Source organism: Nitrosopumilus sp. S4 (assembly GCF_054515835.1).
Genome location: NZ_CM137258.1, coordinates 363,360 through 379,067 on the forward strand (window position 1 = coordinate 363,360; position 15,708 = coordinate 379,067).

Consider the following 15,708-nt stretch of genomic DNA (forward strand, 5'->3'; position numbering starts at 1 on the left):
ATTTTGAAGATGATTTTGACGATGATCTAGATGAATTTGATTCAGAAGATTAGATACTTAATCCAAAATTGTCTGCAAAGTTTGTAAATGTATAATATGCTTGAAGAAATTCTCTGCCTGTTTGACTAATTCTGTATTTGTTTGAACCTTGAGAATCAACTTGTTCTAACAATCCTTGTGAAACAAGTGTTTTCAATATTCTTGAAATTCTTGAATGAGAAATGTTGGCTTTTCGAATTAGATATGTGACTGTCGCTCCATCTTCATCTTGAAGATCATCTCGGGTTGTAGCCAGAATATCTCCAATGATTTTCATATGAGTTCTATATTCAACCATTAATCCTCAATAGATTATGTTTCTAATTTCTATGAGAGGACATTGATATTTTCCAATATACCAAAAAGACAAAAGAATTTGACAAATCAGTGATTTCTCAAAATGTTGAGCCTAACAAGATTTATTCAAAGTCATTATCAAATTTTATCTTAGTTAGAGGAACTTTACTTACTGGAATGAACAACGCTATCAATCCTCCAATTTTAATTGTCATTGATGCTGAGTATAGGATTGATTCTGGGAAAACAAAAGAATACCATCCCAAAAATTCCCCTAATGCCAATAATCCTAATCCAACTGAAACAGAGATTGCACCTTTGTTTTTATTTTCAAAATATGATAACATTGTTTCAATTGCACCATATGCTAACAAAATAAATGAAACAGATCTAAAGATGTGTTCCAACTGAACAGATGAAACTAGGAATAGAGGTAATACTCCAACTGATCTGAAATATCTTGATTTTGGAAAAAATGATTTAATGCTATGTGAAAATGCAATGAAAAAGTATCCGACAGTTTGAATTCCAATTCCTAATGTTTGTATCCATCTTTCTATGCTTCCAGATTTTATTATGAAATCTTCTGCCATGTATCCTGTCCAAATGACAAAAAATCCTAAACTAATTGAAAAAAACGCTATTGTTAATCTAAACAATGTTGGACTGCCAGTATTTCTAAAACCAATCCATGACATTATTCCGATTGCTAGTCCTACTAAAAATCCAATTAGATTAAGTATATTTTCTAACAAAAATTCCAATGATGTTTAGAAACGTTTGATTCTAATTATTTTAATCTGATGAATCTTTTAACCATCTAGTTAATCCCATTCATCTAATGAACCCGCTGTCTGACCTTCAGTACTACCAGTATAATCCCCTAGAATATCTGAATATCTACTTTCATTATGGGCTACAAATTTGACATATTCTCCATAACTCATCTCTAAATCACAAGATCCACATTTTACTAACGAGAAGTCCATTGCTAATTCTGCATCTTCCTTACATTTTGGACATTTGATCTTCATGAACAAATGGGTTCGTGATAATTATTATTACTTTACATTCAAAAAAAGATAAAAGGAGTTCTAATCTGCTGATTTCTATGAGTCGTATCTGTACCAAATGTAAGAATTCTATTCCAGATACAGAGCAATTAGGTGTTGTAGCTGAGAAATACCCAACTTGTAACAAATGTTGGGCGGAATGGAAAGAATATCAAATAATGGTAATGAATGAAATGAAATTGGATATGTCCATGCCAGATCATAGAAAACTATTGAAAAAACATGAAAAAATCTTTGTAGGTGTTTTATCTCCTGAAGGCGAAATCATTGATTATACCAATGAGGATAATAGAAAACCAGACGAACCCCCACAGAATTAAAATTTTAAGTGTTTTTTAGCATTATCTGGTATAACTATCAAGATTTTTCTCCTTTCTTCTGAACCCAAACTGTTAATAATTTTTTTAATTGTATTGGAAAGAATTTCTTTTTCGTTTTCTTCTAAAGATAAAAACAATTCCAATATCCCATCTAAATTAAAAGTGATTAATTTTTGTGGATTTTTTGCAATTTCTAAGATATATGCAGAAAACAATCCTTCTCTTTGTTCTTCAGGAAGAGTTGTTAAAATTTTCAACCATGTTTTGAAAAGCTTTGAAAAATTTGGAAACGGAATCGTTGGTCCTGCCTCTAATGCATTATTGATGATCTCTTTTTTTTCTGGTTCTGAAAGACCAAAAAATTCTATCATTCTTTTTTTTAATATTGGGTTTCTCAGAAAGTCTGGTAGATTAGCCAAATTTACTATGATATTTCCAGCAAAATTTTCACCAACCATCGATCTAAAAGATTTTTTGTTGAATATAAAATCATGTGCAAACACTTTAGCTTAAATAAACGAAATTCAATCTCAACATTATGACATCCACTGTAGTTGTTGGGGGATTTTTTGGAGATGAGGGTAAAGGAAAAATTATTTCATATTTGGCAATTAAAGATAATCCAGCAATAATAGTTAGAGGAGGAGCTGGACCAAATGCAGGACACACAATTAAAGATGGTGATAAAGTTTACAAGGTTAGAATGCTCCCAAGTGGATTTCTAAATCCAAATTCAAAAGTTATGATTGGTCCAGGAGTTGTGATTAATCCAGAAGTATTACAAAAAGAAATTCTAGATTTTAAAACGTCAGGACGTTCATTTATTGATAAAAATTGTGGAATTATTGAAAAAACTCATCTAGAACGAGATTCTAAAGGTGAACTCAAAGAAAAGATTGGAAGCACTGGCTCTGGAACAGGTCCAGCAAATTCTGATAGAGCCATGCGAGTTTTGAAACTTGCTAAAGATTTTGATTCTCTTTCTTCTCTAATTGTTGATGTTCCACAAGAGATTGACTCTGCGCTTGAAGCTAATCAAAATGTGCTTATTGAAGGTACTCAAGGAACTTTTCTATCATTATGGCATGGGACTTATCCATTTGTAACCTCAAAAGATGTTACTGCATCAGGAATATGTGCTGATGTTGGGCTTGGTCCAACTAAAGTTGATGAAGTTATAGTAGTTTTCAAATCTTATGTTACACGTGTTGGAACAGGCCCTCTTGACAATGAGCTCTCTTTAGAAGAAGCAGAAAAGAAAGGTTGGTCTGAATTTGGAACTGTTACAGGTAGACAGAGGCGTGCTGCTGATTTTGATTTTGATTTGGCTAGGCGTGCAATCATGCTTAATGGAGCAACACAAATTGCAATTACAAAACTGGATGTCCTCTTTACAGACTGTGCAGGTAAAACATACTATGATGAATTATCCAATGATGCAAAATCATTTATCAAAAACATTGAAAATGAATTAAACACGCCTGTAACAATTATTGGAACTGGTCCATCCATCAATGATGTCATTGATAGAAGAAGCTAGGCTCCAAACATTTGGATAAGTTTAATTTGATATTCTGTAGAAAATCTCTGTGGATACAGTAACTAGTACAACTAATGATAAATTACCACGTTACATTCAAGTAAATTCTACTCTTGAATTTTCTAGGCTCGTATGTGCACTTGAGCGTGCACCACGTGTTTCATTTTTACATGATCATAATGGACAAAAAATATTATCAGTGCAAATGGATGTTCTAAAAGAAAAACCAATTGTATATTATACTCCATTAGAACACAACGGACATTATCTTTGTTATGGGTTAAAAGGTGGTAAAGAGGAATCTGAAATTGTTGATTCTACTTCAGATGCAAGTAAACTATATTCTCCAATTGTACGAATTAAATCCCTACCAAAAACTTTGAAACCTGGTAATGGAACTTTAGATAGATACCAACCAATTGAATTAGAAGATATGTCCAGTCTTGCAAAACTTACATGGGGTTTTGAAGAAACACCATTTCCGTTATTTCTTTTCCCTCGTAATGATAAATGGTTACTTGGGGTTTTTATGAATTTTAATGAAGAAGGAACATCATATTTCTGTCATGTGGTTTTAGACTCTGATCCACAAAAACCATTCATGAAATTTTCAACAATTAATGGTCCTGAACCAACATTTGTGGAAAATCCATCAGAACATGGATATTCTTACATCAAAATAATAAAATTAAAAGACACTCATCCATTAGTTGCTTATGACTACCTTCAAAACTAGACTTTCTCAGATCTCAAAATCAAATGGGAAAGTAATACTTGCTAATGATTATGATTCTTCAGTAAAAAATTTACAAGCTAAAACTCTCAAAAATATCAAAGATCTACATCCTTTTTTGTGTGGTATTAAATTAAATTTTCATCTATTACTTCCATTAAGTGGAAAAGAAATTCTCAAGATCAATACTTTAGCTCATAAATTTGGCTTACAAACGATTGCAGATATCAAACTTAATGATATCGGAAATACAAACCATGTTGCATTGGAGAATCTATGGAATTTGGGATTTGATGCTGTTATTGCTAATCCTATAATGGGATTGGAAAGTTTGAAAAACTTGGTAAAATCTGCTCACAAAAAAGAGAAAGGAGTAATTACATTATGTCATATGAGTGCCCCCGAGGCTAGATTGTCCTATGATATGGAGGTAAAACAACAAAAAAAGCAGAAACTCTATGAATTATTTTTGGATTGGGCGTTAACTGCTAAAGTTGATGGAATTGTAGTTGGGGCAACTTTCCCAAAAATTATCAAATATTGCAATAAAAAAGCTGGTAAAAAATTGAACATTTATTCTCCTGGAGTTGGAACTCAAGGTGGAGATGCAAAAAATGTCATGGCATCTGGTACGGATTTCTTGATTGTTGGTAGAAGCATTCTTAATTCTACAAAACCAATTAACGTTGCAAAGGAACTTCAATTACAAAGTTTTGGTAAGTAGCATCTGTGCTTTGGTTAATACAGTTTTTGCGTTATCAAAAGTTGTTTTTTCCATTGATGTATTATAATCCATCCATGTATAATCAAGATGTTCGTGTGAAATTTTAATTTCCTTAGTCTTTGTTTGTGCCAAGAAAAAGACTACTTTTTTCTGAACTAATTCACCTTGATATTGGAAATTATATTCAATCCATTCTTCAAAATTATCTACAAATTCTATATCTGTTATGCCTGTTTCTTCTTTGGTTTCTCTAATTGCAGTTTCATGAGTTGATTCCCCTTTTTCCATTTTCCCTTTAACAAAATCCCAATGTCCCGAAGGATAATGTAAAAGTAAAAATAAATTTCTATTTTCCTCTTTTCTAAATAATACAATTCCTGCAGAAGTTTCTTCTATCATTTTCCTAATCTTCTTTTTCTTTCTTGAAATGTTCTAATTGCTCTCATTAAATCAATTTTTCTAAACTCTGGCCAGAAAATATCCATAAAAACTAATTCACTATATACACTCTGCCACATTAAAAATCCACTTAATCTTTTTTCTCCAGAAGTTCGTAAAATCATATCCGGTGATGATTGCGGTAAGTGAGAAGTATAGAGGTTTGATTCAATTTCTTTTTTATTAATATCCTTTACATCAAGAGAACCATCTTTAATTTTCTCACCAATTTTCTTTACAGCGTCAACTAATTCGTATTGTCCCCCATAAGCTAATGCAATATTTAGAAAATGATTGTCATAATTCTTTGTTGCATCATCTAATTTACTTAGAATTTCTTTAATGTGATCTGGAAGTAATTCGATTCTTCCAATTGCTTTAACTCTCATTTTGTTTCTATGGATTCTTGGATCGTTGTATAGTTTCTCTAATCTTTGATGAATTAAATCATAAAGATAATCTAACTCTTCATCATTTCTATCTAAATTCTCAGCTGATAATGCATATAATGTGATAATTTTAATATCGAATTCTTCACACCAGTCTAGAAGATTTTCAACTGCATCTGCTCCTTTCCAATGACCTGTTTTTGGAATTGTCAAATGTCTTTTTGCCCATCTCCTATTACCATCTAAAATTAAAGCAACGTGATTTGGAATATCTCCATTCCTGATCTCACTTTCCAATCTTTTTCCATAGATTTTGTATAGGCCAGATATCTGAAAAATTACATCTTTTATTCTACTAATGCTTTATCACCTCTGATATTACATCAAATAGAAGATATCAGTGTTTTTTAAAAAATTTGTTGTTTAATTCCTCTAGGTGTTGATTCTAGTCAGAAATCATCTCTTGTTCTTTATGTTTTCTATATTTCTTAAAGAGAATTGTAGCTGATACCAGTGTTGCTGCTAAACCTCCAAGTAGAGGTGGAATCAAAGTAAAAGAACTCTCATCAAAAATCATGATATTAGTAAATTGTGCTACCGTAGGATAGAGGGCAATTAATACAATTATTCTTAGTATATCGCTAATTTGTCTTGGGATGCCTCCAATCCAATTACTTAGTAATGTTCCTGCAAAAATTGCTCCTAAACCAATCCATAGAATTGGTAGTGCTCCTGCAACAAATTGTCCGATAATTATCTTGTCGGTAATTTTTCCAAGAATTTCTACTTCTGATTCCAGTAAATTAACATCAACTGCACTCCATCCGGATGGAAATGAAGAAAGTATTAACAATACTCCTGTTACCATTGTAAAAATCCTGATAAAACCCATCGGTGTTGGTTTTGACCAATTTGATAATGCTTTGTCAATATCAAAGGCTCTAATCAAAAATGCACCTCCTAGTATACTTACAAGAACAGCAAAAATTTCTGCTGAATATCCAAATATTGTTGCAACTCCACCAATCAACAATAAAATACCTGGAACTCCCAAAAAGAATTTAGAATATTTTGAATCATAAGCAATCATTTTAAGATATTTTCCAAAAACTGCGTAGGAATATTCTACACTTCTGCTTACTTTCATTACCACCCTTTGCACTGATACAACAGGAAGTACATTTTGAATTACTGGAATAACACTTTCATCATCTTCTCCATCAGAAACAATTACAGCACCATTTGCAGAGAATTTCTCTAGAACTTTTCTTGTTTCTGATAATATTTTTTCATCTGCTTGCACACCTTTACTTTTAACTCCTGCAATAGTTACAACTTCGACTTGGTATCCTTTACTGATTAAATCTTCATATGTTTTAATTGCTGAAAAAATTGAATTTGAATCTGCATCTTCTGGATCTTCAAGTGCTAATCTTTGTGCTGCCTCAATACATGCATCTCTACCTATGACAGGGGTTAATATTCCGGCTTTTTCCCCAACATCATTATCTCTATCAATACAAATTACAAGCAATCTATTTGAGGCAGATACACTAACATCCTTTTCTACCTTATCTGCATGCTGAGACATTCAACTCTCTATTGTGGAATTACCTTTTAACGATTTCCAACTATTGAAATTAGTATAATTCGGTCTTGAGGCTATGGTCTTAACTCATTAGAATTTTTTACAAATTCAAGTGATTCATTTTTTAGTGATTCCATTTTTTCCATTACTTTGGAAATTTCTTCTTCAGAGCCACCATTTTCGATAATTTTAGCTAAAACCTTGGTTTCCCCAATATATGAATTGAATTTCTTCATTCCTTCCATATAGTTAATGTAACTTGATTGCCATTGCTCAGGTGGTTTTGAAGTAATGAATTCACTAATTTGAGCAGTCACTTGTGAAGAAGTTACTTCAGTAATTGCTATGTATTCTTCTGGTGATATATCGCCATTCTTCAAATTCTCTAATTCAATATCTATTGATTCTTGTAGAACTTCATGAATATTTTTTACGCCATCAAGATAGTCTTCATAATCAGTTACTACAAACGTAGTTTCGTAATCTTGAGGAACAATCCATAATAGAAAACTTGCCCCTGTAATCCCAGCTAAAATTATGGCAGTAATTATGATTCCTTTTTTTGATGCCATTTTGAACATTACAAAAAAGGAGTTTATAATTGATAATTTCGATAATTATTACCTGTTGTTTCCCAAATAATAGAAAAAATCTCCCTTTAAAGAATTTAAAATATAATTATTTAGTAAAATCGAGGAATTCATTGAAATTATTGAGAATTTTTACTTTTTGAAGCCTAAAAAAATTTACGTTCATCTAGTCTATAGTTAAATAATTTTCACAGCCTCTTCCTAAATACCACAAAGTTTGACAAATTCTAGAATGGTTCAAGCATATTGCGTAAAATGCAGAGCAAAAAGGGACATCAAAGATCCCAAAGAAACTAAACTAAAGAATGGACGTCCAGCCGTAAAAGGTACATGTCCTACATGTGGAACTAATGTCTTCCGTATTGGCAAGATGGAATAGTTAAGAACAAAAGTCCACACGATTTCTCTTTTTCAAAACCCATATAGGGTCTAGTATGTACTGTTTTTCATTGACCAAAACAGAGTATGAAAATCTGCTTAAACGTATTGAGGATAAATTAGGAGGTACTGAAAAGGAAACCTCTGCTAGATTTGAGTTACCTGTAGTAGATGTAATGTGGGAAGGACAAAAAACTTTCTTGAGAAATTTTTCAGAATTCCCAAAGGTTTTACGTAGAGATCCTGATAAAGTACTTCAATATCTCTCAAAAGAATTTGCTGTACCAGCTGAAAGACTTGGGGATAAGGCTATGTTTATTGGAAGACGTGCCCCTGATGATTTTACTAGATTATTTCAAATTTATGTCAAAGACTATCTTGAATGCTCTACATGTAAAAGTCCTGATACTAAAATTCTAAAAGAAAATCGAATATCCTTCTTGATTTGTGAAGCATGCGGTGCAAAGTCTACTCTCAAAGGTAAATATGCGTAATGCAATTTTCAGTAAGAGTAACTGATTATCAAAAAAATGTAATGCTCAATATTTGTGATGCCAATCTTTTAGGAAAAAATATTGTTCAAGATGAATTGAATATGCATATCAGTGAAAGCTATTATGGAGAAAAATTTGTCGAAAAAGATGAAGCTAAATCTTTGTTAAAGAATTCTTCAATTATTAATATGGTAGGGAAAGAAACAATTTCGTTATGTTTGCAACTTGGAATTGGTTCTGAAGCTGGAGTGAAGACAATTTCAGGTGTTCCATTTCTAATTGTTTTTAAAATGTAATATTTTGATTAAATCTATCTTTTTTCCAATTGTAATTTTCTTCATAAAGAAACCTCTTTTATCTAGTGGATGTATGATTAGCTAATGACTGATAGTTTAAGTAAAAAACTTGAATCCCGACTAGATGATAAATTAATTTCAAAATCAAAGAGAAAGCATTTGGAAGATGGTTTCAAAAAAGGCAAAGTCATCAATGAAGTTTTAGATAAACCAACTGTTATGACACTATACAAAATGATCACTGATCATATTATTGCATATGTTAATGGTTCAGTCAGTGCTGGAAAAGAATCTGTACTCTTTTGGGCAGTTGATGAAAATGATAACAATGTTGCATTGAAAATTTATCTAGTTAGCACATCTAATTTTAAAAAACGTGAGCCCTACATTCTTGGTGATCCTAGATTTTCTAATTTAAAAAAAGGAACAAAAAACCTTGTTTATTTATGGGCAAAAAAAGAATTTCGAAACTTAATTCAATGCTATGATTTGGGAATTCCTGTTCCAAAACCCCTTTATCTTACCAAAAATGTGCTTGCAATGGAATTTGTTGGAAATGGTGGTTCTCCTGCAAAACAATTGCTTAATTCTGAAGTTGATGAAAATGACTATGAGCAGGCAATCACTATAATCAAAGATCTATATCATAAAGCACGACTTGTCCATGGTGATTACTCTGAGTATAACATTTTCAAAACCGAAAAAGGATTGATAGTTTTTGATATGGGTTCGGCAGTTGATCTTAGACATCCAAATTCCAAAGAATTTCTTAAAAGAGATATTAATAACATTACAAAATTCTTCAATAAAAGAGGAATATCTGTTGAAGATCCAGATAAATTATTTGAGGAGATAACTAAATGAGCTTTGAAAAACTAATTCGTATTCCAAATGATAGAATAGCTGTTTTGATTGGAAAATCTGGTATAGTAAAATCTAACATTGAAAAATTATGTCATGTATCCTTAGATGTTGATGGCGAAACAGGTGAAGTCTTTATTAAATCCCAAGGCGATGTTGAAAAGATTCAACCATTCAAAGCTATGGAAATAGTTACAGCAATTGGTAGAGGATTTTCACCTGAAAATGCTTTGACTTTGTTGAAAGGTGAAAATGCATTGCATGTAATAGATCTTAGAGAGTTTGCTGGAAAATCTAATGCAAATGTTGAAAGGATAAAAGGGAGAATTATTGGAGAAGGTGGGAGAGCAAGAAGAAATATGGAAAATCTAAGTGGTACTCATATCTCAGTTTATGGAAAAACTGTTTCAATTATTGGTGATGCTAGTAAATTACGTTTAGCAGTTGATGCAATATCTTCAATATCAAGTGGAAGTATGCATGGTGCCGTTTATGATAAATTAGAAACTGCAAATAGAAAAGCTAAACAAGAAAAAATGAAATTATGGGAAGATCAAGATGTCTTTGATTAAAGAAAAATTTAATCAAATATCTCCTAGTGAGTTTTTCTATAGCAATCGTGATTTAGCTGGATTTAGTAATCCTACCCGCTCACTTTATACTGCTGTAAGAGAATTTGTTGAAAATGCATTAGATGCATGTGATCAAAAGGGAATTCTGCCTGATGTTCATTTGACAATCAAGGCAGTTGAGCCTGAAAAATCTGATCCTAAACCCTATATCTTGACTGTAAAAGATAACGGACCTGGTGTTGACTCAAAGCATATTCCACTTGCATTTGGTACCGTTCTTTATGGTTCAAAATTTGGCTTAAAGCAAGCAAGAGGAATGTTTGGACTTGGAGCAACTATGGCAATATTGTATGGTCAAATCACAACAAACAAACCTGTTATTGTTAAAAGTTCAGTTGATGGAAAACTCCAAGATGAATTTGAATTATTACTAGATATTCAAAAAAATAAACCAATAATAGTAAAACATACTACTAAAGAAACTTCAAAACATGGTCTTTCAGTAAGTATTTGTTTAGAAGGAGATTATTCTAAAGCTGGAAACAAAATTCGTGATTATGTTTATGAAACTTCGTTAATCACTCCTTATGCATCAATTACATTTGATGATCCTAAAGGAGAAAAGTTTCATCATCCAAGATTTGTTAAAGATATTCCTCCAGCTCCTACGATCATTAGACCACACCCACATGGAATTGATGTTGAAAGAATCCGAAGAATGATTGTTGAATCGCAATTTGAAATTCCCACGATTGATGATGCTATGATTGAAAAAGTTAGAAAAGACTTGGGACTCTCAAAAAAGAATCTTAGTTTTACTGCAATCATGGAAAAAGCAAGAAAAAAATGGAAAACTTTACCACGTCAAGTCCGTGTTGTTATCGCTTTGATGTCCTTTCTTAAAATGGATTTTGAGAAATTAAGTAAAATTGCAATTGAGGACTTGGATATTCCAAACAAAAAATTACATTACTGGGATTTTGGTGAATCCCAATCAAAATCTATTGATATGGATCCTGAAAGTCAATACTATAAACAATTAACAAATACTGTTCAGGGCGAACCATTGACTACTTTCTTAACAAAAAGATTTCAACGAATAGGACCTACAACTGCAAATAAATTTGCAGAGTTTTCAGGATTTAAGCCAGAAAAAAGAATGGGGACTATGACTAATCAGGAATTAGTTCAACTTAGTGATTCATTGCAAAAATTTGAAGACTTTCTAGCACCTGATCCTAGTTGTCTTGCTCCACTCGGGGAGGCACCACTAGAAAAAGGCATTAAAAAATTCTTTAATCCTGATTTTACTGCAGTAGTACAACGTCCTGCTTCGGCATATTCTGGATTTCCATTTATTGTTGAAATGGGAATTGCTTATGGTGGAGACATCAAAACCGGAGGCCCTCATGTTTATCGTTATGCAAACAGAATTCCACTTCTATATGATGAGGGTAGTGATGTTGTTCTAAAAGTTGTACATGATACAGATTGGGGTCGCTACAAGGTAAAAGGGGAACCACCGTTCATAATTGTATCCCATATTTGTTCAACTAGAATTCCATACAAAACTGCAGGAAAAGAGAATGTTGCTGACAGACCTGAAATTGAAAGAGAGCTAAGATTAGCATTACAATTTTTGTCAAGAAAATTAGCAGCATATATGTCAAAAAGAGGACAAGCTGAAATGGCAAAGAAACGAGCCAATTTGTATGCAAAATATATTCCATTAATTGCACAATTTTGTACTGAACTTGCAGGAAAAAAGAAAGAACCTAATTACAAGAAACTAATAGATGAAGAAATGCCTGTTGAAACTTCAAAAAATGTAGAGGAGACTAAAGTTGAAAACAAATAAAATCAAAGAACGAAGTAAGAAAGCAGACGAAAAACAAAAAAATATTCTAGAGATGCTTAAAAGTCACGGAGCAAAAATTTATGATGATTTAGATAATGGTCAATTCCCCAAGTTTTCAATTCCAAGCAGGTCTGTAAGTAATATTGTTTATGATAAAAAACTCAGACAATACATTTTGGGAACCAATTCTGCTTTACGTAGCTCAAGAAACTCATCCCAACTACGTTCCTTTACTCAATTAATGTGGTTAGCATTTTTTGCAAATAGATTAACACAAGAAAAAAAATCCTCTACTCTAAGAGATGTTTATTATTCATCTCAGGCATTTGCAATTGAATTTGAGGATCAATCTGAATCTGATAATATTATAGTAGATTTAGAGGCTGTTACTTCAAAACCACGAGAAGATTTTCATATTTTTCCTGAAGAGAGAAGCTCCATTTTTGGTGATTTGAATATAGAATATACTATTCCTGGGTATGAAGGCAAAACAATGAATCTTTCCAATCACCCTGATGGTTATTCTATTGGTCCAAGTTTGACTACTGCAGAATTAGTCGATACTAGTGCTGAAATAGTAATTGCTATTGAAAAAGGTGGATTATTTACTAGATTTGTTGAAGAACAAGTTGATAAAAAATTCAAATCTATTATTATCAATACTGGTGGTCAAGCTCCTCGTTCAACTAGAACATTATTGAAAAGATTACATGAAGAAATGGGATTGCCTGTAATTGTATTAACAGACGGGGATGTGTATGGAGAACATATTGCAATGGTAATAAAATCTGGTTCTGCCAATGCTGCGCATTTAAGAGAGCTTACTGTTCCTGATGCAAAATGGGTTGGTGTTTGGGCTACTGATATTGAAAAATACAAACTACCAACAATTCCAATGACTGAATCGGACATTAAGAGATGTTATGATCTGCAAAAAGATCCAAGATATGAAGATGGAATTTGGAAAAAAGAACTAGATGTGTTTTTGAGATTAAAAAGAAAAGCAGAACTGGAAGCCTTTTCAAAATATGGATTGACAAATATTACAGAAAAATATTTGCCACAAAAATTAGAACTAGCAAAAAGCCTCTGATTATTTTATTCGTAGTGTCAATACACCGTTTCTATATTTGAAATCGAAAATTTGCATATTGTTTGCACCCTCAATTGGAACCTCTTTTGAAAATCCTGAGGTACCACGAATGTATAACATGCCGTCAATTAATCTTACAGAAATTTTATCCTCAGGTCCTGGAACTTCAGCCACAAATACAAATTCTCCTTCTCCTTTAATCAAATCATAGACCCAGTTTTTTGTTTCTTGTTCTCTTGATTGAGTGTATGATGGTTTTTGATCTTTTGTCATTTTCTTTAAAACTCTGACCCAATAAAACATTGTAATTGCCGCTGCTCCAATTAAGATAAAACTGACAAATCCAGAATCTGCTCTTTGAGTCATTATGTAGATGATCCCTAAAAACAAAATTACTATGATTGGAATTACAAAATTAAGTGATTGCTCATTTGAATATGTTCCCTTGTAACTTGCCAAACAGTAAAAATCTTAATTCACCAAATATAAAGTATCTTTGGTTTTGAGAACATAATGTCCTTTATCTATACTTTAATTCCATACTATACCAATGGAGATTCGTCCTGACGAAATTACCCAAACAAAGAGTAAACCATTAGAATTATTCTATTCATCAATTAGAGCAGAAGCTACAAGAAAAGATTACGAGCGAAAACTCAAAAAAGTACTTTGTGAATTTTTTGGTCCCATATTGAAAGGCGATCCGAAATTAGTACAAGAAGACAAATCTAGGTACAAAGTAAAGTCCAGAGGCGTAAAAAGAGCCTTCTCTGATGCTGATTTTGAAGCAAGAGCTACAGAATTCGTACAGCGAGCAGCAGAGAATCCTGATTGGGCAGAAGACTTGATGCTAAAACTCGGTGAAAAGTTTCGACAACGCTCAGAGCTTCCAAAGACTGATCCTAACTACATCAATCCCGTATCTTTGAAAAATTACTTTGTTCCAATTCAAAAATTGCTAGAGATGAATCGTGTAACTATTTCTTGGAAGAGAATTCGTTGTACACTACCAGAATCAGACAACCAAGATGATACACGCGAATACACATACTCAGAAATTCAAAAAATGCTACACCATTCAAAACTAATTGACAGGGTTTTGATACTGCTTGCTGCATCTTCAGGAATTAGGGCAGGAGCATTTTCAATAAAGTGGAAGCATCTAGTTCCAATTTACCAATACAATGAGAATTATCTTTGGGATGATCAAGACGTTACAGAGTCTGTGCAAAAAGAAGGACAGGTAGTTGCTGCAATGATTCGAATCTATGCCAATTCCAATTCAGAGTATGTCGCATTTATCACACCAGAGTGTTGGAACACAATTGAATCTTATAGAAATCTGTGGATTCAGGAAACAAACAAGGAGCCAAAACCAGACGATCCTTTCTTTAAGAGAAGTGGACCATTCCCACGAGAACTATCTGAGATGGGAATAAGAAAAAGACTAGAGAGAGTTCTAAAGGAATCTGGAATCCGAACACCTCTTCCCCAAGGAAGACGACGCTATGATGTTCCAACCTTTAATGGCTTTAGAAGATTCTTCAACAAGGCAAACAAGAAATCATTATCAAAAAATTCTGTCTTGGCCTCTTTAATTCTCAAAGAAACAATGATGGGCCATGCCGGACTGATCAAACTAGATAAAAATTACTTCAAGGCCCACGTTAGTGAATTAATTGAAGAATATCTAAATGCCGTCCCAAATTTGACGATTTCAGACGAATTTAGGCTCAGAGCAGAGAATTCCAGGCTCCAAAAGGAGAGGGATTCAAACAAGGCAGATTCTGAAACTATTGACAAACTATGGGATAATATCTTGGAATTACAATTTGAGGTAAAGTCCTTACGTGCATCATCTCAGACAAGATCAAATGATGAATTACAAGAAAAAATTCAGAATCTAAAAGACAAACAAGACAAGCTTGATTCCTTGAAATGATCTTTTGTATCTTGAAATTCTAAATAATTTATAAATTATTTAATTTATAAATAATTCAAAATAATTTATAAAAAATTACTCGTGAAAATATTTTTGTAAAAAATCTTTATGAACAAAATCTATTCACAGAAATTAATTTATAAAAAAATTCTAAATAATTTATAAATTATTTTTATTTATAACAAATTCTTACCCCAAGTTTTTCTAAGGTTTGAAACCTTATCACGCACAAATTCATTATCCTTACCAAACCTTATCAAACCTTGGACGATTCTTACAAAATTCTTAGTAAGATCTTGTAAGGTTTTGCTAAATTTAGCTTAGCTGCTGGATCGAGGCTAATCCCAATGTTTTTCCGAAAGGTTTCTAAGGTTTTTCTAAGGTTTTGATAAGATCTTACCCAAACCTTACAAAAACTTAGTAAGGTTCCAAAATCATATGAAACCTTAAGCAATTCTGGAATTCTTCATTGGGGATTGTAAC

At 32.4% G+C, this 15,708-nt stretch carries 21 protein-coding genes; 12 read left to right on the forward strand and 9 right to left on the reverse strand.

Annotated features, from left to right (window positions below):
• Nucleotides 1-49 precede the first annotated feature (49 nt).
• From ACX119_RS01930 to ACX119_RS01940, 3 genes are all read right to left on the reverse strand, one after another.
• Nucleotides 50-337, reverse strand: a complete 288-nt coding sequence (locus ACX119_RS01930) for a winged helix-turn-helix domain-containing protein (RefSeq protein WP_459351464.1) — start codon at nt 335-337, stop codon at nt 50-52.
• 121 nt (nt 338-458) lie between these two features.
• On the reverse strand, nt 459-1,100 hold the full coding sequence (locus tag ACX119_RS01935; protein WP_459351465.1) for a hypothetical protein: 642 nt from the start codon (nt 1,098-1,100) through the stop codon (nt 459-461).
• 60 nt (nt 1,101-1,160) lie between these two features.
• Nucleotides 1,161-1,370 (reverse strand): hypothetical protein, encoded by a 210-nt coding sequence (locus ACX119_RS01940; protein WP_459351466.1) that lies wholly within the window; start codon nt 1,368-1,370, stop codon nt 1,161-1,163.
• A 77-nt stretch (nt 1,371-1,447) separates the two neighbouring features.
• Here ACX119_RS01940 and ACX119_RS01945 point away from each other — a divergent pair, with 77 nt between their 5' ends.
• Entirely contained in the window at nt 1,448-1,729 is a 282-nt protein-coding gene (locus tag ACX119_RS01945; RefSeq protein WP_459351467.1) for a Fe(2+)-trafficking protein, read from the forward strand.
• Here ACX119_RS01945 and ACX119_RS01950 read toward each other — a convergent pair.
• Nucleotides 1,726-2,187 (reverse strand): hypothetical protein, encoded by a 462-nt coding sequence (locus ACX119_RS01950; protein WP_459351468.1) that lies wholly within the window; start codon nt 2,185-2,187, stop codon nt 1,726-1,728. The two genes, ACX119_RS01945 and ACX119_RS01950, sit on opposite strands and share 4 nt — an antisense overlap.
• Before the next feature lie 80 nt (nt 2,188-2,267).
• On the opposite strand from ACX119_RS01950, the gene ACX119_RS01955 reads away from it, so the two are divergent.
• From ACX119_RS01955 to ACX119_RS01965, 3 genes are read left to right on the forward strand one after another with little or no spacing between them, the layout of a single operon-like run.
• Nucleotides 2,268-3,269: an adenylosuccinate synthetase gene (locus ACX119_RS01955; protein ID WP_459351469.1), complete on the forward strand. Its 1,002-nt coding sequence runs from the start codon at nt 2,268-2,270 to the stop codon at nt 3,267-3,269.
• A gap of 49 nt (nt 3,270-3,318) precedes the next feature.
• Nucleotides 3,319-4,005 carry a hypothetical protein gene (locus ACX119_RS01960; RefSeq protein ID WP_459351470.1) on the forward strand — a complete coding sequence of 229 codons (687 nt, stop codon included), beginning with the start codon at nt 3,319-3,321 and terminating at the stop codon, nt 4,003-4,005.
• Complete coding sequence (locus ACX119_RS01965; protein ID WP_459351471.1) at nt 3,986-4,726, forward strand: orotidine 5'-phosphate decarboxylase; 741 nt, start codon at nt 3,986-3,988, stop codon at nt 4,724-4,726. The genes ACX119_RS01960 and ACX119_RS01965 overlap by 20 nt, the downstream gene beginning before the upstream one ends.
• Here ACX119_RS01965 and ACX119_RS01970 read toward each other — a convergent pair.
• The 4 genes from ACX119_RS01970 to ACX119_RS01985 all read right to left on the reverse strand — a co-directional run bounded on the left by ACX119_RS01970 (nt 4,706) and on the right by ACX119_RS01985 (nt 7,713).
• Nucleotides 4,706-5,125, reverse strand: coding sequence for a bis(5'-nucleosyl)-tetraphosphatase (locus ACX119_RS01970; RefSeq protein WP_459351472.1), 420 nt, complete (start codon nt 5,123-5,125; stop codon nt 4,706-4,708). The genes ACX119_RS01965 and ACX119_RS01970 overlap by 21 nt on opposite strands.
• Nucleotides 5,122-5,850, reverse strand: coding sequence for a polyprenyl diphosphate synthase (gene uppS / locus ACX119_RS01975; protein ID WP_459351473.1), 729 nt, complete (start codon nt 5,848-5,850; stop codon nt 5,122-5,124). Before uppS ends, ACX119_RS01970 begins: the two co-directional genes overlap by 4 nt.
• Before the next feature lie 148 nt (nt 5,851-5,998).
• Nucleotides 5,999-7,144 (reverse strand): DUF373 family protein, encoded by a 1,146-nt coding sequence (locus tag ACX119_RS01980; RefSeq protein WP_459351474.1) that lies wholly within the window; start codon nt 7,142-7,144, stop codon nt 5,999-6,001.
• A 71-nt stretch (nt 7,145-7,215) separates the two neighbouring features.
• Nucleotides 7,216-7,713: a hypothetical protein gene (locus ACX119_RS01985; RefSeq protein ID WP_459351475.1), complete on the reverse strand. Its 498-nt coding sequence runs from the start codon at nt 7,711-7,713 to the stop codon at nt 7,216-7,218.
• A 250-nt stretch (nt 7,714-7,963) separates the two neighbouring features.
• Between ACX119_RS01985 and ACX119_RS01990 the strand changes: the two genes are divergently transcribed.
• From ACX119_RS01990 to ACX119_RS02020, 7 genes are all read left to right on the forward strand, one after another.
• Complete coding sequence (locus ACX119_RS01990) at nt 7,964-8,110, forward strand: DUF5679 domain-containing protein (RefSeq protein ID WP_297593533.1); 147 nt, start codon at nt 7,964-7,966, stop codon at nt 8,108-8,110.
• A 70-nt stretch (nt 8,111-8,180) separates the two neighbouring features.
• Complete coding sequence (locus tag ACX119_RS01995; RefSeq protein ID WP_459351476.1) at nt 8,181-8,603, forward strand: translation initiation factor IF-2; 423 nt, start codon at nt 8,181-8,183, stop codon at nt 8,601-8,603.
• Nucleotides 8,603-8,899, forward strand: a complete 297-nt coding sequence (locus ACX119_RS02000) for a DUF424 domain-containing protein (RefSeq protein WP_459351477.1) — start codon at nt 8,603-8,605, stop codon at nt 8,897-8,899. The genes ACX119_RS01995 and ACX119_RS02000 overlap by 1 nt, the downstream gene beginning before the upstream one ends.
• Before the next feature lie 84 nt (nt 8,900-8,983).
• Nucleotides 8,984-9,763 (forward strand): serine protein kinase RIO, encoded by a 780-nt coding sequence (locus ACX119_RS02005; protein ID WP_459351478.1) that lies wholly within the window; start codon nt 8,984-8,986, stop codon nt 9,761-9,763.
• The gene (locus tag ACX119_RS02010; RefSeq protein WP_459351479.1) at nt 9,760-10,332 is read left to right on the forward strand and encodes a KH domain-containing protein; all 573 of its coding nucleotides are present in this window, start codon (nt 9,760-9,762) and stop codon (nt 10,330-10,332) included. Before ACX119_RS02005 ends, ACX119_RS02010 begins: the two co-directional genes overlap by 4 nt.
• Complete coding sequence (locus ACX119_RS02015) at nt 10,319-12,190, forward strand: DNA topoisomerase VI subunit B (RefSeq protein ID WP_459351480.1); 1,872 nt, start codon at nt 10,319-10,321, stop codon at nt 12,188-12,190. Before ACX119_RS02010 ends, ACX119_RS02015 begins: the two co-directional genes overlap by 14 nt.
• Nucleotides 12,177-13,283 carry a DNA topoisomerase IV subunit A gene (locus ACX119_RS02020; protein ID WP_459351481.1) on the forward strand — a complete coding sequence of 369 codons (1,107 nt, stop codon included), beginning with the start codon at nt 12,177-12,179 and terminating at the stop codon, nt 13,281-13,283. The genes ACX119_RS02015 and ACX119_RS02020 overlap by 14 nt, the downstream gene beginning before the upstream one ends.
• Here ACX119_RS02020 and ACX119_RS02025 read toward each other — a convergent pair whose 3' ends face one another.
• Nucleotides 13,284-13,742, reverse strand: coding sequence for an Hsp20/alpha crystallin family protein (locus ACX119_RS02025; RefSeq protein WP_459351482.1), 459 nt, complete (start codon nt 13,740-13,742; stop codon nt 13,284-13,286). It abuts the gene before it with no gap.
• Nucleotides 13,743-13,833: 91 nt separating this feature from the next.
• Here ACX119_RS02025 and ACX119_RS02030 point away from each other — a divergent pair, with 91 nt between their 5' ends.
• Nucleotides 13,834-15,225, forward strand: coding sequence for an integrase (locus tag ACX119_RS02030; protein WP_459351483.1), 1,392 nt, complete (start codon nt 13,834-13,836; stop codon nt 15,223-15,225).
• Nucleotides 15,226-15,708 lie beyond the last annotated feature (483 nt).

Excerpts from the sequence above, each read along its gene's own strand:
- ACX119_RS01930 (WP_459351464.1), bottom strand. The coding sequence starts at position 337 with ATGGTTGAATATAGAACTCATATGAAAATCATTGGAGATATTCTGGCT.
- ACX119_RS01940 (WP_459351466.1), bottom strand. The coding sequence starts at position 1,370 with ATGAAGATCAAATGTCCAAAATGTAAGGAAGATGCAGAATTAGCAATG.
- ACX119_RS01945 (WP_459351467.1), top strand. The coding sequence starts at position 1,448 with ATGAGTCGTATCTGTACCAAATGTAAGAATTCTATTCCAGATACAGAG.
- ACX119_RS01950 (WP_459351468.1), bottom strand. The coding sequence starts at position 2,187 with ATGGTTGGTGAAAATTTTGCTGGAAATATCATAGTAAATTTGGCTAAT.
- ACX119_RS01955 (WP_459351469.1), top strand. The coding sequence starts at position 2,268 with ATGACATCCACTGTAGTTGTTGGGGGATTTTTTGGAGATGAGGGTAAA.
- ACX119_RS01965 (WP_459351471.1), top strand. The coding sequence starts at position 3,986 with ATGACTACCTTCAAAACTAGACTTTCTCAGATCTCAAAATCAAATGGG.
- ACX119_RS01970 (WP_459351472.1), bottom strand. The coding sequence starts at position 5,125 with ATGATAGAAGAAACTTCTGCAGGAATTGTATTATTTAGAAAAGAGGAA.
- ACX119_RS01980 (WP_459351474.1), bottom strand. The coding sequence starts at position 7,144 with ATGTCTCAGCATGCAGATAAGGTAGAAAAGGATGTTAGTGTATCTGCC.
- ACX119_RS01985 (WP_459351475.1), bottom strand. The coding sequence starts at position 7,713 with ATGGCATCAAAAAAAGGAATCATAATTACTGCCATAATTTTAGCTGGG.
- ACX119_RS01990 (WP_297593533.1), top strand. The coding sequence starts at position 7,964 with ATGGTTCAAGCATATTGCGTAAAATGCAGAGCAAAAAGGGACATCAAA.
- ACX119_RS02000 (WP_459351477.1), top strand. The coding sequence starts at position 8,603 with ATGCAATTTTCAGTAAGAGTAACTGATTATCAAAAAAATGTAATGCTC.
- ACX119_RS02005 (WP_459351478.1), top strand. The coding sequence starts at position 8,984 with ATGACTGATAGTTTAAGTAAAAAACTTGAATCCCGACTAGATGATAAA.
- ACX119_RS02010 (WP_459351479.1), top strand. The coding sequence starts at position 9,760 with ATGAGCTTTGAAAAACTAATTCGTATTCCAAATGATAGAATAGCTGTT.
- ACX119_RS02015 (WP_459351480.1), top strand. The coding sequence starts at position 10,319 with ATGTCTTTGATTAAAGAAAAATTTAATCAAATATCTCCTAGTGAGTTT.
- ACX119_RS02030 (WP_459351483.1), top strand. The coding sequence starts at position 13,834 with ATGGAGATTCGTCCTGACGAAATTACCCAAACAAAGAGTAAACCATTA.